The 20,789-nt window shown below is 71.9% G+C and carries 22 protein-coding genes; 9 read left to right on the top strand and 13 right to left on the bottom strand.

Going from position 1 to position 20,789, the window contains the following annotated elements; all coding sequences use genetic code 11:
- Positions 1-92 precede the first annotated feature (92 nt).
- Both BLW86_RS12200 and BLW86_RS12195 read left to right on the top strand, forming a co-directional pair.
- On the top strand, positions 93-467 hold the full coding sequence (locus tag BLW86_RS12200; protein ID WP_093874065.1) for a F0F1 ATP synthase subunit epsilon: 375 nt from the start codon (positions 93-95) through the stop codon (positions 465-467).
- A 146-nt stretch (positions 468-613) separates the two neighbouring features.
- Positions 614-1,060, top strand: a complete 447-nt coding sequence (locus BLW86_RS12195) for a DUF2550 domain-containing protein (RefSeq protein ID WP_030688906.1) — start codon at positions 614-616, stop codon at positions 1,058-1,060.
- A 53-nt stretch (positions 1,061-1,113) separates the two neighbouring features.
- On the opposite strand, the gene BLW86_RS12190 is transcribed toward BLW86_RS12195, so the two are convergent.
- The 3 genes from BLW86_RS12190 to BLW86_RS12180 form a co-directional block, all read right to left on the bottom strand.
- Complete coding sequence (locus tag BLW86_RS12190; protein ID WP_093874064.1) at positions 1,114-2,874, bottom strand: glycoside hydrolase family 18 chitinase; 1,761 nt, start codon at positions 2,872-2,874, stop codon at positions 1,114-1,116.
- 209 nt (positions 2,875-3,083) lie between these two features.
- On the bottom strand, positions 3,084-3,722 hold the full coding sequence (locus BLW86_RS12185; RefSeq protein ID WP_093874063.1) for a response regulator: 639 nt from the start codon (positions 3,720-3,722) through the stop codon (positions 3,084-3,086).
- A complete protein-coding gene (locus BLW86_RS12180) occupies positions 3,719-4,900 on the bottom strand; it encodes a sensor histidine kinase (RefSeq protein ID WP_093878622.1) in 1,182 nt (393 codons plus the stop codon). Before BLW86_RS12180 ends, BLW86_RS12185 begins: the two co-directional genes overlap by 4 nt.
- Positions 4,901-5,062: 162 nt before the next feature.
- Here BLW86_RS12180 and BLW86_RS12175 point away from each other — a divergent pair, with 162 nt between their 5' ends.
- On the top strand, positions 5,063-5,686 hold the full coding sequence (locus tag BLW86_RS12175; protein WP_093874062.1) for a hypothetical protein: 624 nt from the start codon (positions 5,063-5,065) through the stop codon (positions 5,684-5,686).
- Here the strand turns inward: BLW86_RS12175 and BLW86_RS12170 are convergent.
- The 3 genes from BLW86_RS12170 to BLW86_RS12160 are packed head-to-tail and all read right to left on the bottom strand — an operon-like array spanning position 5,603 to position 7,722.
- Positions 5,603-6,175 (bottom strand): cob(I)yrinic acid a,c-diamide adenosyltransferase, encoded by a 573-nt coding sequence (locus BLW86_RS12170; protein ID WP_093874061.1) that lies wholly within the window; start codon positions 6,173-6,175, stop codon positions 5,603-5,605. The genes BLW86_RS12175 and BLW86_RS12170 overlap by 84 nt on opposite strands.
- Positions 6,176-6,188: 13 nt before the next feature.
- Positions 6,189-6,938 (bottom strand): ABC transporter permease, encoded by a 750-nt coding sequence (locus tag BLW86_RS12165; RefSeq protein WP_093874060.1) that lies wholly within the window; start codon positions 6,936-6,938, stop codon positions 6,189-6,191.
- Between the two features lie 10 nt (positions 6,939-6,948).
- Positions 6,949-7,722, bottom strand: a complete 774-nt coding sequence (locus BLW86_RS12160) for an ABC transporter ATP-binding protein (protein ID WP_093878621.1) — start codon at positions 7,720-7,722, stop codon at positions 6,949-6,951.
- Between the two features lie 88 nt (positions 7,723-7,810).
- Between BLW86_RS12160 and BLW86_RS12155 the strand changes: the two genes are divergently transcribed.
- The 4 genes from BLW86_RS12155 (at position 7,811) to BLW86_RS12140 (ending at position 12,704) form a co-directional block, all read left to right on the top strand.
- Positions 7,811-8,449 (top strand): TetR/AcrR family transcriptional regulator, encoded by a 639-nt coding sequence (locus BLW86_RS12155; RefSeq protein ID WP_093874059.1) that lies wholly within the window; start codon positions 7,811-7,813, stop codon positions 8,447-8,449.
- Between the two features lie 150 nt (positions 8,450-8,599).
- Complete coding sequence (locus BLW86_RS12150) at positions 8,600-9,448, top strand: 3-hydroxyacyl-CoA dehydrogenase family protein (RefSeq protein WP_093874058.1); 849 nt, start codon at positions 8,600-8,602, stop codon at positions 9,446-9,448.
- A 126-nt stretch (positions 9,449-9,574) separates the two neighbouring features.
- On the top strand, positions 9,575-9,898 hold the full coding sequence (locus tag BLW86_RS12145) for an STAS domain-containing protein (protein WP_030210572.1): 324 nt from the start codon (positions 9,575-9,577) through the stop codon (positions 9,896-9,898).
- Positions 9,899-10,115: 217 nt separating this feature from the next.
- Positions 10,116-12,704 (top strand): AAA family ATPase, encoded by a 2,589-nt coding sequence (locus BLW86_RS12140; RefSeq protein ID WP_093874057.1) that lies wholly within the window; start codon positions 10,116-10,118, stop codon positions 12,702-12,704.
- A 78-nt stretch (positions 12,705-12,782) separates the two neighbouring features.
- Here the strand turns inward: BLW86_RS12140 and nucS are convergent, their stop codons facing one another.
- On the bottom strand, positions 12,783-13,454 hold the full coding sequence (nucS, locus tag BLW86_RS12135) for an endonuclease NucS (RefSeq protein ID WP_177181633.1): 672 nt from the start codon (positions 13,452-13,454) through the stop codon (positions 12,783-12,785).
- 238 nt (positions 13,455-13,692) lie between these two features.
- On the opposite strand from nucS, the gene BLW86_RS12130 reads away from it, so the two are divergent.
- A complete protein-coding gene (locus BLW86_RS12130) occupies positions 13,693-14,085 on the top strand; it encodes an SCO5389 family protein (protein ID WP_015036224.1) in 393 nt (130 codons plus the stop codon).
- 115 nt (positions 14,086-14,200) lie between these two features.
- Here BLW86_RS12130 and BLW86_RS12125 read toward each other — a convergent pair whose 3' ends face one another.
- Positions 14,201-15,235: an LLM class flavin-dependent oxidoreductase gene (locus tag BLW86_RS12125; RefSeq protein WP_093874055.1), complete on the bottom strand. Its 1,035-nt coding sequence runs from the start codon at positions 15,233-15,235 to the stop codon at positions 14,201-14,203.
- A 198-nt stretch (positions 15,236-15,433) separates the two neighbouring features.
- Between BLW86_RS12125 and BLW86_RS12120 the strand changes: the two genes are divergently transcribed.
- Positions 15,434-15,760, top strand: a complete 327-nt coding sequence (locus BLW86_RS12120) for an ATP/GTP-binding protein (RefSeq protein ID WP_093878620.1) — start codon at positions 15,434-15,436, stop codon at positions 15,758-15,760.
- Positions 15,761-15,777: 17 nt separating this feature from the next.
- Here the strand turns inward: BLW86_RS12120 and BLW86_RS12115 are convergent, their stop codons facing one another.
- The 5 genes from BLW86_RS12115 to BLW86_RS12095 all read right to left on the bottom strand — a co-directional run bounded on the left by BLW86_RS12115 (position 15,778) and on the right by BLW86_RS12095 (position 20,680).
- Complete coding sequence (locus BLW86_RS12115; RefSeq protein WP_093874054.1) at positions 15,778-16,614, bottom strand: ABC transporter permease; 837 nt, start codon at positions 16,612-16,614, stop codon at positions 15,778-15,780.
- Complete coding sequence (locus BLW86_RS12110) at positions 16,611-17,798, bottom strand: ABC transporter ATP-binding protein (protein ID WP_093874053.1); 1,188 nt, start codon at positions 17,796-17,798, stop codon at positions 16,611-16,613. Before BLW86_RS12110 ends, BLW86_RS12115 begins: the two co-directional genes overlap by 4 nt.
- 121 nt (positions 17,799-17,919) lie before the next feature.
- Positions 17,920-18,699: an ABC transporter permease gene (locus BLW86_RS12105; protein WP_093874052.1), complete on the bottom strand. Its 780-nt coding sequence runs from the start codon at positions 18,697-18,699 to the stop codon at positions 17,920-17,922.
- 3 nt (positions 18,700-18,702) lie between these two features.
- Positions 18,703-19,671 (bottom strand): ABC transporter ATP-binding protein, encoded by a 969-nt coding sequence (locus BLW86_RS12100; protein WP_093874051.1) that lies wholly within the window; start codon positions 19,669-19,671, stop codon positions 18,703-18,705.
- A 73-nt stretch (positions 19,672-19,744) separates the two neighbouring features.
- Positions 19,745-20,680: a coiled-coil domain-containing protein gene (locus BLW86_RS12095; protein WP_030694501.1), complete on the bottom strand. Its 936-nt coding sequence runs from the start codon at positions 20,678-20,680 to the stop codon at positions 19,745-19,747.
- Between the last annotated feature and the right edge of the window lie 109 nt (positions 20,681-20,789).

Raw genomic sequence — 20,789 nt, 5'->3', positions numbered from 1 at the left:
GGACGGGATCCGTCCCGTCCCCCTCTCCACGCCCCCTAGAATTGACCCCAACACCCGGCACGACCGCCGGGTGGTGACCCGAGGAGCCACCCTTGGCTGCTGAGCTGCACGTCGAGCTGGTCGCCGCGGACCGGAGTGTCTGGTCCGGCGAGGCCACCCTGGTCATCGCGCGTACCACCTCCGGCGACATCGGCGTCATGCCCGGCCACCAGCCGCTGCTCGGTGTGCTGGAGTCGGGCCCGGTGACCATCCGTACGAAGGAGAGCGGCACGATCGTCGCCGCTGTCCACGGCGGATTCATCTCGTTCGCCGACGACAAGCTGTCTCTGCTCGCGGAGATCTGCGAGCTGGCGGACGAGATCGACGCCCAGCGCGCCGAGCGCGCGCTGGAGCGTGCGAAGACGGACTCCGACGCCGCCGCCGAGCGGCGCGCCGAGGTCCGGCTGCGCGCGGTAGCGGTCCGCTGACGGTCCGCGCCGAGTAGTAGTGCCCTCAGCCGCGGCACGGTCCGGAATACTCCGGAGCGTGTCGCGGCTGAGGCGATGCAGATGCAGGTCGTATTCGGTTCTGCCGGCGGTGCCGGCTACGGGACGCAGCGAGGAGGTCGGTGAAGATGTTCCTCGCTCTGCTCGTGTGCGGCCTGGTCGTCGCACTGGTGGTGATCGGGCTCTTCGTCTTCGGCTTGCGCCGCAGACTGATCCAGCGCGCCGGCGGCACCTTCGACTGTTCGCTGCGCTGGGACGTCCCCGACGAGCCGGATCCGACCGGCAAGGGCTGGGTGTACGGCGTCGCCCGCTACAGCGGTGACGAGATCTCCTGGTTCCGTGTCTTCTCGTACGCGCCCCGCCCGCGCCGGGTCCTGGAGCGCTCCTCCATCGTGGCCCTGGAGCGCCGGATGCCGGAGGGCGAGGAGGAGCTCGCGCTGCTCTCCGACGCCGTGATCCAGCCCTGTATGTACGAGGGCGTCCGCCTGGAGCTCGCGATGAGCGAGGACGCCCGGACGGGTTTCATGGCCTGGCTGGAGGCGGCGCCTCCCGGGCAGAGGGTGAATGTCGCGTAGAACGTGGAGAAGCGGGGACGGCGTGCTGCGCCGTCCCCGCTTCTTTGCTGTGCCTAGCTCAGGCCGCTGTTGATGGCGCCGACCAGCTCGCCGTTGCCGGTGTCGCCGCTGAACTCCCAGAAGAACGCTCCGCCGAGGCCCTGGTTCTTGGCCCAGCTCATCTTCGAGTTCACGGTGGCGGGGGTGTCGTAGCTCCACCAGTTGGTGCCGCAGTGGGCGTACGCCGTGCCCGCGACGGTGCCGTTGGCCGGGCAGGAGTTCTTGAGGACCTTGTAGTCCTCGATGCCCTGCTCGTACGTGCCCTGCGCCGGGCCGGTCGCCGTGCCGCCGGGGGCGGACTGGGTGACGCCGGTCCAGCCGCGGCCGTAGAAGCCGATGCCGAGGAGGAGCTTGTTGGCGGGGACGCCCTTCGCCTTGAACTTGGCGATCGCCTCGGCGGAGTTGAAGCCCGCCTGCGGGATGCCGGCGTACGAGGTGAGCGGGGAGTGCGGGGCCGTCGGACCCTTCGCCTCCCAGGCGCCGAAGAAGTCGTACGTCATGACGTTGAACCAGTTCATGTACTGCGCGGCGCCCGCGTAGTCGGCGGCGTCGATCTTGCCGCCCGTGGAGGCGTCGGCGGTGACGGCCGCGGTGACCAGGTTGTTGGCACCGAACTTGGCGCGCATGGCCTGCATCATGTTCTTGAAGGCGGCCGCGCCGCTGGTGTCGCAGGACAGGCCGCAGGCGTTGGGGTACTCCCAGTCCAGGTCGATGCCGTCGAAGACGTCGGCCCAGCGCGGGTCCTCGACCAGGTCGTAGCAGGACTGGGCGAAGGCGGTCGGGTTCTGCACGGCCTGGCCGAAGCCGCCGGACCAGGTCCAGCCGCCGAAGGACCACAGGACCTTGATGTTCGGGTAGGCCTTCTTCAGCTTGCGGAGCTGGTTGAAGTTGCCGCGCAGCGGCTGGTCCCAGGTGTCGGCGACGCCGTCGACGGACTGGTCGGCGGTGTAGGCCTTGTCGTAGTCGGCGTAGGCGTCGCCGATGGTGCACTTGCCGTTCTGGACGTTGCCGAAGGCGTAGTTGATGTGCGTGATCTTCGACGCGGAGCCGGAGGTCACGATGTTCTTCACGTGGTAGTTGCGCCCGTAGACGCCCCAGTTGGCGAAGTAGCCCATCTTCACGGCGTTCGGGAGGGGCTGGCCGCCGCCTCCGCCGGTGGTGCGGACGGCGACCGGGCCGGCGGCGGGGCCGGTCTGGTCGATGGTGTCGCGGGCGACGACGGTGTACGAGTAGTTGGTGCCCGCCGTGAGGCCGCTGTCGGTGAACGTGAGGCCGGTGGTGGTGGTCACCTTGGTGCCGTCGCGCAGGACGTCGTAGTTCTTGACGCCCTTGTCGTCGGTGGCCGCGGTCCAGGTGAGCTTCGCCGAGGTGTCGGTGATGTTCGAGGCGACCGGGGTGCCGGGGGCCGAGGGCGGGTTGTCGCCCGGCTGGGTGGTGCCGTCGCAGGGAGCGCCGTTGATCTTGCAGCCGGTGGGTGCGCCGGAGCCGGTGCCGTTGTAGCCGAAGGAGACGGAGGCGCCGGGGGCGAGGGTGCCGTTCCAGCCGACGTTCTTGGCGGTCCAGTGGGTGCCGGAGCCGGTGACGGTGGCGTCCCAGGCGGAGGTGACGGCGGTGCCGGAGGGGTAGTCCCACTCGACGGTCCAGGAGGTGAGGGTGGTGGTGCCGGTGTTCTTCACCGTCCACTTGCCCTCGAAGCCGGTGCCCCAGTCCTGGGGCTTGGTGTAGGTCGCGGTGGCCGAGGCGGCGGCTTCGGCGGGGGAGGCGAGGCCGACCATGGCGGCCAGGGGCAGGATCAGGGCGGTCAGTCCGGCGGCGGTCCGGTGTCTGAACCCTGCTCTGCGCGTCGGTGCTTGAGTGCTCAACGGTGCTCCTCAAGTTGCGGACGGACAGGGTGGGGGTGGTCCGAAAGGTGCGCGCGCCCCGCGAGCGTAGGAAGGTCTGGACCAATCGTCAAGAGGTCCAGACCAACGTCGGCAAAGATCCGCTAAACCCCCAACTCCTGCGCCAACACCGCCGCTTGGACCCGGCTCCGCAGCGCCAGCTTCCCCAGCACCTTGCTGACGTGCGTCTTCACCGTCGCCTCCGCCATGTCGAGACGTACCGCGATCTCCGCGTTCGACAGACCGAGCCCCAGCGCGGAGAGCACCTCCCGCTCCCGGGGCGTCAGCGCATCCAGTACGGCGGAGTCCGTCACCGGACGGCTCGGGGCCGCGAACTCCGCGATCAGCCGCCGCGTCACCGCCGGGGCGATCAGGCCCTCGCCGCGCGCCACCGTCCGCACCGCCGTGATCAGGTCCTTCGCTTCCGTGTCCTTCAGCAGGAAGCCCGAGGCCCCGGCCCGCAGTGCCCCGAAGACGTAGGTGTCCAGGTCGAACGTCGTCAGGACGAGCACATCGGCGAGGCCCTCCGACACCACCAGACGGGTCGCCGTCACCCCGTCCATCCGGGGCATCTGCACATCCATCAGGACCAGGTCCGGGCGCAGTTCGCGGGCCAGCTCCACCGCCCGCTCGCCGTCCGCCGCCTCGCCGACCACCTCGATGTCCGGCGCGCTGCCCAGGATCAGCACGAGCCCCGCCCGTACCGCGGACTGGTCCTCGGCCACGACCACCCGGATCGTCATGCGCTCCCCGCCTTCTCGTCCGCGGGCAGCACCGCCCGCACCCGCCAGACCGCTCCCGTGGCCGCCGCCCGGAACTCCCCGCCGAGCAGCTCGGCGCGCTCCCGCATCCCCACCAGACCCGAACCCGTTCCGGGCGCCCCCGGCCCCGGCCGCTTCCCGTACGGCGAGTCGACGTCCACCGTCAGGACCCCGTCGCCGTGGCCGACCCGTACGGTGACCGTACCGGGGGAGGCGTGCTTGACCGCATTGGTCAGCGACTCCTGCACGATCCGGTACGCGGCCAGCTCCACCGGCGCCGGCAGGGCGGCTCCGCCCGCGCGCCGGGTGTCCTCGAGGACGAACTCCAGGCCGCCGGACGAGCCGTTCGTACGGGCCTGGGCGAGCAGACCGTCCAGGGCGTCGAGGCTCGGCACCGCCCCCGGTTCCGCGTCCCCGCCGCTGTCCCGGAGGAGTCCGATGAGCCGCCGCATCTCGGCGAGGCCCGCCACGCTGTTCTCCCGGATCACCGTCAGCGCCCGCCGGGTGGTGGCCGGTTCGTCGAGGGAGAGCGCGGCCGTGGAGTGGATCGCGATCGCCGAGAGGTGGTTCGCGACCATGTCGTGCAGCTCGCGCGCCATCCGGGCCCGCTCGGCCACCACCGCCTGCGCCCGGTCCATCTCGGCGAGCAGCGCGGTCTGTTCGGCCCGCAGCCGGGCGGCGTCCGCCGCCTCGCGGTGGTTGCGGACGATCGCGCCCGTGATCGCGGGCAGGAAGGAGATCATGCCGCTGAGCACCCCGACGAGGAGTGCGAGCGCGTTCTGCCACCAGATCAGCAGGACGACCGTGATCCCGACCGTGATCAGACCGGTCGTGTACGGGATGCGGCGCGCCGAGGCCGGCGGCCCGTACACCACGGCCGCGTAGACCACGTCCGTGAACATCAGGACCGTCGCCAGGTTCCCCTTGGTGAACTGGTCCGCGACGATCGCGAGGGTTCCGACGATCAGGGCGGCCCGGGGAGCTGTGCGGCGCACGGCCTCCGTCCCGGACATCACGGCCAGCGGGACGAGCGTCGCCCAGCGCTGTCCGAAGACGTGGTCCCCCGTCACGTACAGCCCGAACGACCACAGGATCAGCCCGCCGACCAGGCCGGTGGCGGCGATGAACAGGTCGATGCGGTGGGGGCGGGGGAGCGTCACGTACTCATCCAACACGCCCGCGTGCGCGTGGACCTCGTCGTGCGGGCCGATCCGCGCGTGCGCCGCCCTCCGTCGAAGGATGTAGACGGACTTCGTCACCGGCGACGACGAACCGGGCCCGGCCCCACGGGACGCTGAAGGGGAACCGAAGGGGGAACCGCCGTGATCGTCACGCTGATCGTGCTCTGCGAGGTCGGCTTCTGGGTCCTGCTGGCCGCCGGCCTCGCCACCCGCTATCTCCTGAAGATGCCCCGGACCGGCCTGGCGCTGCTGCTCTGCGAGCCGGTCCTGGAGCTCGTGCTCCTCGTCGCCACCGCGATCGACCTCAAGAACGGCGCGGACCCCGGCTGGGAGCACGGACTCGCCGCGCTGTACATCGGCTACACCGTCGGCCACGGCCACCGCACCGTGAAATGGCTCGACGGCCACGCCGCCCACCGCCTCGGCGGCGGCCCGCCGCCCCCGAAGCCGCCCCGGTACGGCCTGGCCCACGCCCGCCACGAGGGCAGGATCTGGCTGGGCTCGCTCGTCGGCGGCGCCGTCGCCACGGTCCTGCTGCTCCTCGCCATGGCGTACGTCGGCGACGACGGGAACACCGACGGCCTGCGGAGCTGGATGTACGGCGCCTGGCGGGCCGTCGGCATCCACGGTCTGATCGCGCTCAGCTATCTCGTCTGGCAGAAGAGGGAGCCGGACGCCGGATCAGCGGTCCCCGCCCGGCACCCAGAGCACGTCCCCGACCTCCTTGTTCGCGGTACGGGCAAGGATGAAGAGCAGGTCCGATAGCCGGTTGAGGTACGTGGCGGTCAGGGCGTTCATCGTCTCGCCGTGCACCTCCAGGGCCGCCCACGTGGAGCGCTCCGCCCGCCGGACCACCGTGCACGCCTGGTGCAGCAGGGCCGCGCCGGGCGTGCCGCCCGGCAGGATGAAGGAGCGCAGCTTCTCCAGCTCCTCCAGGAAGCGGTCGCAGTCGGCCTCCAGCTTGTCGACGTACGCCTGCTCGACGCGCAGCGGCGGGTACTCGGGGTTCTCCACCACCGGCGTGCAGAGGTCGGCGCCCACGTCGAAGAGGTCGTTCTGGATCCGGACGAGGACCTTCACGACGTCCTCGTCGAGCTGCCCGAGGGCGATGGCCGTCCCGATGGCGGCGTTGGCCTCGTTGGCGTCGGCGTAGGCCGAGATCCGCAGATCCGTCTTGGCGGTCCGGCTCATGTCACCGAGCGCCGTGGTGCCCTTGTCGCCGGTACGGGTGTAGATGCGCGTCAGATTGACCATGGGTCCAGCCTAGTTACGTACCGGCGCTGCGGAACGTGCGTGTGCCGACCGTCACGGCCAGGGCCGTCAGGGCGAGGGCGACCAGCACCCCGTACAGCATGGTCGGCGTCGTGTAGTGGCCGATGTACGCCTCCCGGACCGCGTCCACCAGATAGCGGAAGGGCATGAGGTGCGAGACCACGTCGAGCCAGCCGGGGGCGAGGGCCATCGGCAGCATCAGGCCCGACAGCAGCATCGCCGGCATCGCGAGCGTGTTGATCGCGGGCCCGAACTCCTGCGGGGTCCGCAGCTTCAGGGCCAGGGCGTACGAGAGCGAGGCGAGCGCGGCGGAGAGCAGGGCGACGAAGCCGAAGCCGATGAGGACCCCGGCGACCGGCGCCCTCAGGCCCATGGGGATCGCCACGAGGACGAGCAGGACCGCCTGGAAGACGAAGAGCGCGGCGTCCCGCAGGACCCGGCCGAGCAGCAGGGCGAGCCGGCTGACCGGGGTGACCCGCATCCGGTCGAGCACGCCCCAGTTCTTCTCCATGATGATCGAGAAACCGGCGAACGAGGCGCCGAAGAGGCCGAGCTGGAGCAGCAGTCCGGGCACGAGGATCTGCCAGGAGTCGCCCTCGCGGCCCAGCGGGAGGCCGGTGAGCAGCGGCCCGAAGAAGAGCAGGTAGAGCAGGGGCATCAGGGCGCCGAAGAAGATCTGGAACGGGGAGCGCAGGGTCTGGCGGGCGTAGCGCCCGAAGACGAGCGCGGTGTCGTGGAGCAGCATCACGGGTCTCCTAGACCGCTACGGGGGTGGTGTCGGCGGGGGCGGGGGTGCGGCCGGTGGCGGCGAGGAAGGCCTCCTGGAGGGTGGTCACGCCGTGCGCGGCCTTGAGGCCGGCGGGGCTGTCCTCGGCGACGACCGTGCCCTTGTCCACGATCACGAGCCGGTCGGCGAGCGCGTCGGCCTCGTCGAGGTAGTGCGTGGTGAGGACGACGGTGGTGCCGTGCTCGTCGCGCAGCCGCCGCACCAGGGCCCACAGGTCGGCGCGGCTGCCGGGGTCGAGGCCGGTCGTCGGCTCGTCGAGGAAGAGGACCTCCGGGCGGTGGGTGAGCCCCATGGCGAGGTCGAGCCGGCGGCGCTGGCCGCCGGAGAGCGCCGGGGTCTTCCGGTCGAGGAGTTCGCCGAGGCCGAGGTCGGCGGCGAGCTCCTCGGCACGGGCCGTGGCGCGTGCCCGGTCCAGGCCGTAGAGCCTGCCCTGCATGACGAGCTCGGAGCGGACGGTCTCCTGGGGGTCGAGGCCGCCGGACTGGGCGACGTATCCGATGCGCCGACGTACGGCGGCGGGCTCCTTGAGGAGGTCGTGGCCGGCGATGGTGGCGGCGCCGCCGGTGGGCGGGAGGAGCGTCGTGAGCATTCGGAGGGTGGTGGTCTTGCCGGCGCCGTTGGGGCCGAGGAGTCCGAGGATCTCGCCGGGCCGGACGGTGAGGTCGATCCCTCGGACGGCCTCCACGGGGCCGTTCCTGGTCGGGAAGGTCCGGGCGAGCCCGGCGGTGCTGATGATGGGCATGACGACCACGAAAACAGAGTCACTGAAATTTTGCAACGTCTCCAAAATTTCAGAGGCACCGAAATTTCAGGGAGTCTAGGATGAGGCCATGGCCGAGGGACTCAGGGAACGCAAGAAGCGCGAGACGAAACAGCGGATCTCGGACATCGCGACCGGACTCTTCCTGGAGCACGGCTTCGCGAGCGTGACCGTCGCGGACGTCGCCGAGGCGGCGGACGTCTCCGTCAACACCGTCTACAACTACTTCCCGGCCAAGGAGGACCTCTTCCTCGACCGGATGGACGGCGTCACCCTCCGCCTCGCCCGGATGGTCCGCGGCCGCGACCGGGGCGAGTCCGCCGCCCAGGCCGTCCTGCGCGAACTCCGCCAGGACATCGGGGCCGTGTCACCCGCCTACGGGCTCATGGACGGCTTCGACGCCTTCATGAACGTCATCGAGCACGCGCCCACCCTCAAGGCCCGCCTCTTCCACCTGCGGGACCAGGTCCAGGAAGCCGTCGTGACCACCCTGCGCGAGGAGACCGGCGCGGCCGCCGACGACCCGCTGCCGCTGCTCGTCGGCGGCCAGCTCACCTGGATCGAGAGCGCCGTCGTCGGCTACATCACCCGCGAGATGACCGCCGGACGCAAGGCGACCACCGTCTCCCGCGAGGCCCTCGTCCTCCTCGACGAGATCGAGGAGCTGCTGAGCGAGAAGGTCCTGACGTACGCCGTGCGCGAGGGCTGAGCCCTCCTCCGCCCGCCCGAGGGGTGTCGCGAGTGTGACGTCCGTCAAAGAGGGCGTGACGCGCATTACTTCACGGTCACACGGCGCCCCGCGACCGCTAATCTCCGCCGGAGAGCCAGAAGTGAACAGGCGTTAAAGGGGTGGAACATCGTGGCCAGGAAGCTCGCCGTCATCGGGGCCGGACTCATGGGATCCGGCATCGCGCAGGTCTCCGCACAGGCGGGCTGGGACGTCGTCCTGCGTGACGTCACCGACGCCGCCCTGACCCGCGGCACCGACGGCATCAAGGCGTCGTACGACAAGTTCGTCGCCAAGGGCAAGCTCACCGCCGAGGACGCCGAGGCCGCGCTCGGCCGGATCACCGCCACCACCGAGCTCGACGCCGTCGCCGACGCGGACGTCGTCGTCGAGGCCGTCTTCGAGAACCTCGACGTCAAGCACGACATCTTCCGCTCGCTCGACAAGATCGTCAAGGACGGCGCCGTCCTCGCCTCCAACACCTCCGCGATCCCGATCACCAAGATCGCCGCGGTGACCGAGCGCCCCGAGGCCGTCGTCGGCGTCCACTTCTTCTCGCCCGTGCCGATGATGCAGCTCGTCGAGCTGGTCCGCGGCTACAAGACGAGCGACGAGACCCTCGCCACCGCCCGCGCGTTCGCCGAGTCCGTCGGCAAGACCTGCATCGTCGTCAACCGCGACGTCGCCGGCTTCGTCACCACCCGCCTCATCTCCGCCCTCGTCGTCGAGGCCGCCAAGCTCCACGAGTCGGGCGTCGCCACCGCCGAGGACATCGACATCGCCTGCAAGCTCGGCTTCGGCCACGCCATGGGCCCGCTCGCCACCGCCGACCTCACCGGCATCGACATCCTGGTGAACGCCGCCAACAACATCTACACCGAGTCCCAGGACGAGAAGTTCGCGCCGCCGGAGCTGATGCGCCGGATGGTGGACGCGGGTGACATCGGCCGCAAGAGCGGGCAGGGCTTCTACAAGTACTGAGCCGGACCCACCACCCCACCTCACTCCGTGGGGTGAATTTCGGTACCGGTTCGCTGACAAGGCGCAACGTATCTGCCGATGCGGCAGTCAGTTGTTGCGAAGACGGAGCACTCTCGGGGAGCGCATATGCACATCAGGGGCGACCACGTCGAGCTGGTCGTCGGGGGCCGCCTCGACGTCCGCAGCGCGGCGGACGCCCGTACGGTCCTGCACTCGGCCGTCGACGACGGAGTCGGCGACCTGGTGCTCGACCTGACCGGCCTCGACTCCTGGGACGCGACCGGACTGGGCGTCATCATGGGCGCCCACCGGAGGGCCGGCCGCTGCGGCCGGCGCCTCGTCCTGCGCGGGGTGCCGCCCCAGATGCAGCGGCTCCTCGTCGCCACCCGGCTCCACCGCATCCTCGCCATCGAGGGCGGCCTCGCCCTGGAGTCCCTTCCCCGCGTGTGACCCGCCCCGGCCCCGCCGTCTGTGAAGCAGCTGTGTGAACCAGGCGTCACGCTCAATCCTCACAAGACCGTGACGTCTTGGTCTCGGGGGCACCCCGGCTGTTCCCGAGCCGCTGACCACGGTCTAGGGTTCGGTCGCCCGCACATTGACGGACCCGCCTGCACATGGGGCGGACCCACCGGCGGGCACCGGACACCGCTTCTTGGGGGCTAGGACCATGGACCCGATCAACCCTGGGTCGGAGGAGTACGGTCACGACACCGAGGGCGAGGAGGCCCGCCAGGGTCGTGGCGTGCCCGCGCCGGCGCCCGCGCGCGCCCGCGTCGTCCGGCTCGTCTCCGGCGAACTGCTCCTCACCGTCAACCCCGTCGACGGCAGCGAGATCGAACCCTGCCCGCCCGGGCAGGAACCGGCGGCCCCCCGCCCCCGCACCCCAGAGGAGCGCGCCGAGGCCGCCCGCGCCGTCGCCCCGCCCCTCCCGCCCGGCCCTCCCGCACCCGAGCTGCCCCTCCTCGAACGCCAGGAGGAGCGCGAGCGGCTCACCGGCATCCTCCGCCAGGGCCGCTGCGCCCGCCTCGTCGGCGCCCCCGGCTCCGGCCGCACCGCCCTCCTCGACGCCGTCGCCGCCGACTGCGCCGACCTCGCCCCCGACGGCGTCGTCCGCCTCTCCGGCCGCCACCGCACGCCCACCGAGCTCCTCCACGAGCTCTTCGCGGCCGTCCGGTACGCCCCCGACCAGCGACCCGACCGGGCCGCCCTCCTCGACCGGCTCCGCGGCGTCGGCGCCGTGGTCGTCGTCGACGACCTGGAGTTCGGCGCCGCCGCCCTCGACGAGCTCCTCGCCGCCGCCCCCGAGTGCGCCTTCCTCCTCGCCGCGGGCCCCGACACCCCCGCCCCCTCCGCCGACGCCCACGTCGAGGAGGTCCTCCTCGCCGGCCTCGGCCGCGCCGCCGCCCTCGAACTCCTGGAGAGCGCCGCCGGCCGCACCCTCACCGAGGAGGAGGCCAACTGGGCCGGCGACCTGTGGTTCGAGTCCGAAGGCCTCCCCCTCCGCTTCGTCCAGGCCGGCGCCCTCCTCCGGCAGCGCGACCGGCTGCGCGTCACCCCCGCCGAGTTCGACGCCTTCGGCGCCCTCGAAGAAGCCTTCGGACCCGCCGACCCCGCGGCCGTGGCCGCCGCCGCGGCCGCCGCCTTCGACGGCATCGACGACCCCGACGTCGAACTGCGCGAGATACCGCTGCCCAGCCTCGGCGAGGGCGCCGCCCCCGCCGCCCTCCTCGCCTCCCGCCTCAGCCGCGCCGCCCAGTCCGCCCTGCGCTTCGCCGTCGCCCTCGGCGGCGAGGTCCCGCACCAGGCCCACCTCCCCGCCCTCGTCGGCGACACCCACGCCGACGCCGCCCTCGGCGAACTCATGGCCTGCGGACTGCTCTCCCCGGTCGGCCCCCGCTACCGGCTCGCCGCCGGCGTCCTCACCCAGCTCCTCGCCCACGGCTACGACCACGGGGCCGCCGACCGCGCCCACGCCCTCGCCCAGCACTACGCCTGGTGGGCCGCCCACCCCTCCGTCACCCCCGAACGGGCCGCCGCCGAGGCCGACGCGCTGCTCGCCGCCCTCACCGCGCTGATCCCCGGCACCGGCGAATCCGCCGCCGAACACCGCGCCACCGCCGTCCTCCTCGCCCGCGCCGCCGCACCCGCCTTCGCCGCCGGACTGCACTGGGGCGCCTGGGAACGCGCCCTGCGGGCCGGCCAGGAAGCCGCCCGGCTCACCGGCGACGTCGCCGAAGAGGCCTACTTCCACCACGAGCTCGGCGTCCTCGCGATCTGCGCCGGAAACCTGGAGCGCGCCCGCGCCGAGCTGGAGGCCTCCATCGGCATGCGCGGGGTGCTCGCCGACAAGCGCGGCACCGTCGCCGGCCGCCGGGCGCTCGCCCTCGTCTCCGACCTCTCCGGAGAGCACGCCGCCGTCGCCCCGCGTGCCGACGAGCCCCTCTCCCCGCCGCGCGGCACCCCCGCCCTGCGCGGCCCCGCCGCCCGCCCCGGCCTCTCGCGCCCGGAACCCGTCACGGCCCCGCTGCCGGGCGGGCCCGTCCGGACCCCGGCGACGGCCCCCGTCCCCGCCTTCCCCGACTTCGCCGACGACGGCCCGACCGTCGTCACCCGCCCCGACACCGCCGGGAGCGGCGACCGCCGCCCCGGCCTCAAGGGCGGCATCCTCGGCGGCGCCCGCCGCAACCTCGTCGCCGTCGGCGCGGGCGCGCTCCTCGTCGCCGTCCTCGGCACCGTCGTCACCCTCGGCGCCACCTCGGGCAACGGCGAGAACCCCGCCACCGACCGCGTCACCTCCGACAGCACCGCGAGCGAGAGCGGCACCGGCGACGGCCTCGACGGCGAGGAGCCGCCGGCCGACGGCGAGGCCGACCCGGCCGAGACCGGCCGGGCGACCCACTCGGACTCCCCGAGCCCGTCGGGCTCCGGGAGCGCGTCGCCGTCCGCGTCGAGGGACCCGTCCGACTCGGGCTCGCCCTCGCCCTCGGACAGCCCGACGACGACGTCCCCCACCCGGACGACGCGGCCCACCAGCGGAACCCCGACGACGGCCCCCACCACGACCAGGCCGCGCCCGACCATCACGTCGCCGAAGCCGACGACCACGCCCCCGCAGCCGCCGACGACCACCCCCGCGCCGACGACGCCGACCACCACGCCCCCGCCGACGACGACCGCCCCGGCGACCGGCGAGACCACCACCCTCGGCGCCCCCTCCGCCTCCGAGACCTCCGCCGCCACGGACTCGCCGGCCTGACCCCGTACGACAACGACGACGGCCCCGGGCGCGCTCACCGCACCCGGGGCCGTCCCCGTGTTCGTACTCCCGCCGCCGCTAGAACAGCCGCAGCTTGTCGTCCTCGATGCCGCGCAGCGCGTCGTAGTCGAGGACCACGCAGCCGATCCCGCGGTCCGTCGCGAGGACCCGCGCCTGCGGCTTGATCTCCTGGGCCGCGAAGACGCCCTTCACCGGTGCGAGGTGCGGGTCGCGGTTGAGCAGCTCCAGGTAGCGGGTCAGCTGCTCGACGCCGTCGATCTCGCCGCGCCGCTTGATCTCCACCGCGACCGTCCCGCCGTCGGAGTCCCGGCACAGGATGTCCACGGGGCCGATCGCGGTCGGGTACTCGCGGCGGATCAGGGTGTAGCCCTCGCCGAGGGTCTCGATGCGGTCGGCGAGCAGCTCCTGGAGGTGCGCCTCGACGCCGTCCTTGATGAGGCCCGGGTCGACGCCCAGTTCGTGCGAGGAGTCGTGGAGGATCTCCTCCATCGTGATGATCAGTTTCTCGCCCGCTTTGTTGATCACGGTCCAGATGCCCGCCTCACCGTCGACACCCTCCTTCAGGGTGCACGGCGGGGACATCCAGTTGAGCGGTTTGTACGCCCGGTCGTCCGCGTGGATGGAGACGCTGCCGTCTGCCTTGACCAGGATCAGACGGGGTGCGGAGGGCAGGTGGGCGGTGAGCCGGCCCGCGTAGTCCACGGAACAACGGGCAATGACGAGACGCATGGTCGGCAACGCTACAAGACGGGCGCTCTTCCGCGCGATTCGGGCATCGGGCGGGGGTGATCGTTGGCCGAACACCCGTCGGTTATCAGCCGGTTGTGTGCCCATTCTTCTGGTGTCGCCCGGACCGCGCGCTTACCGTGGAAGCTGGAGGTCGTCGTCCGTGCACGCTGCGTGGCGCACGGCCGGCCTTCGCCCCTGCCCGCAAGACCCCGTCCGCGGGGTCGCGAGAGGAGAACCCATGTCGCTCGACGTCTCACCGGCCCTGTTGGAACAGGCCGAGCGAGGCGAGGTCGACGAAGCCGACTTCGTCGACTGCGTCCGGACCTCCCTGCCCTACGCATGGGAGATGATCAGTTCTCTGGTGGCACAGCTGAAGGTCGACGGCGGAGAGTTCGCCGACAACCAGACGCCGCCGCCGAATGAGCAGGCACGTGGTCAGCTGCTGCGCGCGCTCGCGAGCGATGCCATTCGTGGTGCGCTGCAGCGGCACTTCGGGGTGCGTCTCGCCTTCCAGAACTGCCACCGCGTGGCGGTCTTCCCGCTGGACCCGTCGGTGGACGAGCGACTCGCCCGTTTCACGTCCGTACGGGGACAGCTGTTGAACCAGTCGCCGGAACTGCGCGACTGCTGAGACATGGTGCTGCCGCTCCGCACCGCCGGAGAACGCGATCGATGCGAGCCGACGCGCATCGCCGCCGAAAGGCGCGGAAGCGGCAGCACAGTCAGCACCGCTCCCGTGAGGGCTCTCACACCAGGAGCGGCAGGACCTCCGCGCCCAGGCGCCGGACGTTCTCCTCGGTCGCCGCGAGGTCGCCCGAGCCTTCCGCGAGGAGGGCGAAGCGCGTGATGCCCGTGCGCTCCGCGGTCGCCGCGAGCCGGTCCGCCGCCAGCCGGGGCGTGCCCACCGGGTGCAGCCCGCACAGCAGCTCCGTGTACGCCACGGGGTCCCGCATCGCCCGGTGCCGGCCGTCCACCGTCACATGCGCGTCGAGCCCCTGCCTCAGCCAGCCCGGCATCGCCTTGACCAGCGCCTCCGCCGCGTCCGCGCCCCGGTCGGCGAGCTGGGCCACCCCCGCCGAGACATGGCCTGCGCCGATCCGCGCGATCTCGTCCGGGTCCCGCCCGGCCTCCCGCGCGCACCGCGCCCAGGCCGCGACCATCTCGGCCTTGTCCTCGTCGCCGCAGTGCATGCCGAGCAGCATCGGCAGTCCGCGCTCCGCCGCGAGCCGCACGCTCTTCGGCGAGGTGCAGGCCACCACCACCTCGGGGGCGGCCGCGCCGCCGATCAGCTCGTCGGGGCGGGGCACCACGGGCACCTCGCGGAAAGCGAATCGTTCCCCCTCGGCGCCGACGCGCGGCTCGGTGAGCCAGCGCAGCAGCAGGTCGAGCGATTCGGGGAACCCCTTCTCGTACGCCGCGAGTCCCGCGCCGAACACCTCCAGGTCCACCCAGGGCCCGCCCCGGCCCACCCCCAGGGTGAACCGGCCGCCCGAGGTGAGGTGCAGCAGCGCCGCCTGCTCGCCGAGGGCGACCGGGTGGACGGTCGGCAGCACGCTCACCGCCGTGCCGACCCGGAGCCGCCGGGTGCGGCCGAGGAGCAGCGCGGCCAGTGTCACGGCCGAAGGACAGACCCCGTACGGCACGAAGTGGTGCTCGGCCAGCCAGACGGAGTCGAGCCCCGCCTCCTCCGCCACCTCGGCGGTCCGCACCGCCCGGTGCAGTGCCTCTCCCTGGCCCTGCCCCGGGAACTGGGCTGCCAGAACGAACGTACCCACGCGCATCGCCTTCTGCCTCCTTGCGGCCGACGCGTATCTCCCCTCGCACTGGCACCAACGTCTGACACGTGCCAAAGGCAACGGCCGTTCATGAAGTTCTTGCGATTTTCGGCTAAGCCGTCCCGGACGGGGCCCGGGGCACCGTGTGGCGGCCCGTAGGCTGGAGGGAACGGTCCGTGTTCCCAGACCCCGTGAGGTGTGCCCGTGTCCCCGCGTCACAACCGTTCCCGAGGCGGCGAGAAGCCCGCGCAGCAGGGCGACCACGGCGACCGGTACGGCGGCGCGCACCGCACCGAGACCTGGCAGGGCGAGGAGTGGTACGTCCGGCTCGTGGCCGGGGCGAGCGCGCCCGGCAAGCGCTACCGCTGCCCGGGCTGCGACCAGGAGATCCCGTCCGGCGCCCCGCACGTGGTCGCCTGGCCGGAGTGGGGCGGGGTGGACGACCGCCGCCACTGGCACAAGGCCTGCTGGAACGCGAAGGACCGCCGCACCAGCAGGGTGCAGCGGTCCCGCAACGCGCCGAGGTACTGAGCCTTCGCGACGGCTTCCTACACGTCCCGGTTGTTCAGCAGGGCGAACGCGCCGGCCAGGGCCGCCGCCGCGATCGCCGCCATGATCAGCAGCGGCTCCCAGCCCGCCGGGCCCGAGTCGCCGAACGGGGGCCGCTCGCTGTACAGCGCGATCATCTGCGAGGGGATCGCGTAGGTGAACAGGAACTCCTGCACCGACTTCAGCGTCTGGGAGAACATGAACATGGCCGCCACCAGCGGCAGCAGCAGCACGCCGATCATCACCGTGATCGCGCCGGCCGAGTGCCGGATGAGCGTCCCCAGCGCCAGCGACAGCAGTCCCAGCGCGGCCAGGTAGGCGCCCGCGCCGACCGTCGCCCGCAGCCACTCGCCCGTCGTCGGCGTCGCCGCCGTGTCCACGATGGCGACCTGCGCCACCGCCACGAGCGTCGCGACCACGGTGGTGACCGAGAAGACCAGCAGGAAGAAGACGATCGCCTTCGCCGTCAGCACCCGGGCCCGGCTCGGGCAGGCCGTCAGGGTCGTACGGATCATGCCCGTGCCGTACTCGGAGGCGATCGTCAGGACGCCCAGCGTGATCACGCAGATCGACGCCGGCAGCATTCCGAAGAAGCCGAAGGCGAGCGCGGACTCCTCGCCCATCGGGGCCTCCGAGGCCGACGCGATGGCCGCGACGCCCAGACCGATGGCGAACATCAGCAGGATCATCACCCCGAGCGTCCACATCGTCGAACGCACCGAGCGGATCTTCGTCCACTCGGAGGCGAGCGCGTCACCGAGGTGCGCGGCGCGGACCGGGATGGGGGAGACGTAGGCGTGCGGAGCCGGGGCGTGGTGGTGGGCGGGGGCGGTCATCGGGCGTCCTTCGGGGTGTCGCTCGGCTGCGGGAGGCCCGGCTGCGGGGCGGCCGGAGGGGCGTACGGACCCGGCGCGGGGGCCTGCGGGGCGCCGGCGTACGGGTTCTGTCCGGGGGCCTGCGGAGCCGCGCCGTACGGGTTCTGTCCGGGCGGCGGCGGGGCGTACCAGCCCTGCTGCGGCACCTCCTGGACCGGTGGCTGCGGCGGCATCCCGTACCCCGGCTGTCCGGGCTGCACCGGCGGCTGGAGGTGGGCGAGGCGGTCGTCGGTGGAGCGGTAGTCCACGGCGCCCTGCGTCAGCCGCATGTACGCCTCCTCCAGCGACGCCTGGTGCGGGGACAGCTCCCAGAGCCGTACGTCCGCGCCGTGCGCGAGGTCGCTGATCCGCGGCAGGGGCAGGCCCGTCACGCGCAGCGCCCCGTCCGGCTCCGACAGCACCTGGCCGCCGGCCTCCATGAGCACCGACGTCAGCTTCTCCCGCTGCGCCGGCTCGGTCCCCGGCGTCCGCACCCGGGCGAAGTCGGCGGAGTTCGCCGAGATGAAGTCCTTGACGGGCATGTCCGCGAGCAGCTGCCCCCGGCCGATCACGATCAGGTGATCGGCCGTCAGTGCCATCTCGCTCATGAGGTGGCTGGAGACGAAGACCGTGCGGCCCTCGGCGGCCAGCTTCTTCATCAGGTTCCGCACCCAGAGGATGCCCTCGGGGTCCAGGCCGTTGACGGGCTCGTCGAAGAGCAGCACCTGCGGGTCGCCCAGGAGCGCCGCCGCGATGCCGAGCCGCTGGCCCATGCCGAGCGAGAAGCCCTTCGAGCGCCGCTTGGCGACGTCCTGGAGACCGACCACGCCGAGGACCTCGTCGACGCGCTGCGCCGGGATGCCGGCCAGCTGCGCGAGCGACAGCAGATGGCTGCGCGCGCTGCGCCCGCCGTGCACGGCCTTGGCGTCGAGGAGCGCGCCGACCTGCCGGGGCGCGTTCGGAAGCTGCCGGAAGGGGTGGCCGCCGATCGTGACGTGACCCGCGGTGGGCCGGTCGAGTCCCAGGATCATGCGCATGGTCGTCGACTTGCCGGACCCGTTGGGCCCCAGGAATCCGGTGACGACACCGGGCCTCACCTGGAAGGAAAGGTTGTACACGGCCGTCTTGGCGCCGTAGCGCTTCGTCAGGCCGACTGCCTCGATCATTCTCCAGCCCCATCGACAGGTCGGTCGCATCCATGTCGGGGCGTGGCGGCCGTCGGCCGGAGCCCCCCGTATGAGCTAGGAGCTTATCCAGCCGTTGACGGTTCCGGCCAAGCCCGGGGAATCAGGCGTCCCGCTCCTTCATCACGAGATAGCCGCCGATGAGCGCCGCCACCACCCAGAGCACCATGATCCCGAGCCCGCCCCACGGGCCGTACGGCGCCTTCTCCGAGTTCATCGCGTCCGGGATGACCCGCATGACCTTCGAGCCTGCCTGGTCCGGGAAGTAGAGCGCCACCTCCTTGGCCTTCGGGACCGCCGAGAGGATGTTCGAGACCAGGAGGAGGAACGGCACCAGGATGCCGAGCGACAGCATCGACGAGCGCAGCATCGCCGCCACTCCCATGGAGAACAGGGCGATCAGACCCATGTAGAGCCCGGCTCCGACCACCGCCCGCAGCACGTTGTCGTCGCCGAGGGAGGCCCGGTGCCCGCCGAGCAGCGCCTGCCCGAGGAAGAAGGCGGTGAAGCTCGTCGCGATCCCCACCAGGAGGGCGAGCCCGCCCGCCACCGCGATCTTCGAGAAGAGGAAGGTCGCGCGCTGCGGCACGGCGGCCAGCGAGGTGCGGATCATGCCGGAGGAGTACTCGGTCCCCACCACCAGGACGCCGAAGACCACCATCGCCAGCTGCCCCAGGATCATCCCGGAGAAGCTGATCAGGGTCGGGTCGAAGGTGGCCCGCTCCACCTCCCTCATGTCGTCGAAGGTGGCGTTCGTCAGGGCGCTCAGCCCCGCGCCCATCGCCACCGTGACGAGGAAGGCGCTCGCCAGCGTCCAGACGGTCGACGACACCGTCCGGATCTTGGTCCACTCGGACTGCAGGACCGCGGATGCCACTGCCATCGTTCAGGCTCCCTGGGAGGTCGTGCCCCACCGGGGGCCGGGCGCCGCGGCGCCGCTGTGTACGTCGGTGCCGTGCGCGTGGTACTCCACCGCGGCGGCCGTCATCTGCATGAACGCCTCTTCGAGGGAGGCGCGCTGCGCGCTCAGCTCGTGCAGCACCAGACCGTTCTCCGCGGCCAGTTCGCCCAGCTTCTCCGTCGTCGCCCCGTCCACCTCCAGGGCCCCGCCGCCGGCCTCGACCACGACGAATCCGTTCGCGTGGAGCACGTCCCGCAGGCGTTCCTGCTGCGGAGATCGCATCCGTACATAACTCCGGGAATTCTGCTGGATGAAATCCGCCATCGAGGTGTCGGCCAGCAGTTTTCCCTGCCCGATCACGATCAGATGATCCGCCGTCAGCGCCATTTCACTCATCAGATGGCTGGAAACGAAGATCGTCCGGCCCTCGGCCGCCAACGCCTTCATCAGATTGCGGATCCAGTGAATTCCCTCGGGGTCCAGACCATTGACGGGCTCGTCGAACATCAGGATCTCGGGATCACCGAGGAGCGCCGACGCGATCCCGAGCCGCTGCCCCATGCCGAGGGAGAAGCCCTTCGACTTCTTCTTCGCGACCGCCGTCAGACCCACCAGGTCCAGCACCTCGCCCACCCGGCTCGCCGGGATGCGGTTGGACTGCGCCAGACACAGCAGGTTGTTGTAGGCGGACCGGCCGCCGTGCATCGCCTTGGCGTCGAGCAGCGCCCCGATGTACTTCAGCGGCTCTGCCAGGTCCCGGTAGTGCTTGCCGTCGATCCGGACCGTCCCGCTCGTCGGGTTGTCCAGGTCGAGCATCATCCGCATCGTCGTCGACTTGCCCGCCCCGTTCGGCCCGAGGAAGCCGGTGACCACGCCAGGACGGACCTGGAAGGAGAGGTGGTCGACCGCCGTCTTCGCCCCGTAGCGCTTGGTCAGGCCCTCAAGCTCGATCATGCGTCCCAACCTACGGGCGCGCAAAACCCCCCGCCACCGGAATGACGGAGGGTCTTTTGCGCCCGGAGGGTGCTCAGCGCGACTGCTGGGCCGGGACGCCGGCCGTGCGCTCGTCGTCGATCGGGGAGCCGGCCGCCGCCACCGCGGCACCGGTCAGCGTCGCCAGCATCTCGCGGACGTTGGTCAGCTGCGCGTTGATCGAGTCGCGGCGGTTCGTCAGCGCCGCGAGCTCGCGCTCCGATTCCGAACGGATCCGGTCGGCCTTGGCGTTCGCGTCGGCCACGATGTCCTCGGCCTGGCGCTGCGCGGTCTCCACCGTCTGACGGGCCCGGCGCTCCGCGTCCGTCCGCAGCTTCTCGGCCTCCAGGCGGAGCTGCTCGGCGCGGTGCTCGATCTCCGCGAGGCGCTTCTCGGCCTTCGCCTGACGCGAGGCCAGGTCCCGCTCCGACTGCTCACGGCGCTTCGCGAGGTTCGTCTCGAAGTCCGCGGCGGCCTGGGCGGCCTTGGCGCGGGTCTCCTCGAAGAGGGCGTCCGCCTCCTCGCGCTTCGACTGCGCGTCCTTCTGGGCCTCGGCACGCAGCGTGTTGGCCTCGCCCTGCGCCTTCTCGACGATCCGGACGCCCTCGTCCTCGGCCTTCGCCTTGCGCTCGGCCGCGAACGACTCCGCGTCGTTGCGGACCTGCTGGGCGGCCGACTCGGCCAGCTCGCGGTGCTGCTCGGCGGCGCGACGGGCCTCCTCACGCAGGTCCTTCGCCTCCTCCTCGGCCAGCCGGAGGATCTTCTCGACCCGGGCGCCGAGCCCCGCGTACGACGGCTCGGCGTCGGTGACCTGCGCCTGGGCGTTCTGCGTCTCGAGGTGGAGTTCCTCGATGCGCTTCTCCAGCGAGGTGATGCGGGACAGGGCACTGTCGCGGTCGGCCACGAGCTTGGTAATGCGGTCGTCCACCTGACCGCGGTCGTAACCGCGCCGCACGAGCTCGAAGCCGAAGGGGGAGGAAGTGTCGCTCATGGGGTTCCTGTCGAATGAGACCGGTGAGGTGTTAGAGGGAATCCTAGGGGCCGAAGCGGCGTGTCATCGAGCGTATGCCCGTTTGATCTGGAGAATGTCCAGCCTTTTG

The sequence above is a fragment of the Streptomyces sp. TLI_105 genome (assembly GCF_900105415.1).
Classification (GTDB): Bacteria; Actinomycetota; Actinomycetes; order Streptomycetales; family Streptomycetaceae; genus Streptomyces.
The sequence above is the reverse complement of the archived record's forward strand: the minus strand, read 5'-3'. Positions and strand labels throughout refer to the sequence as shown.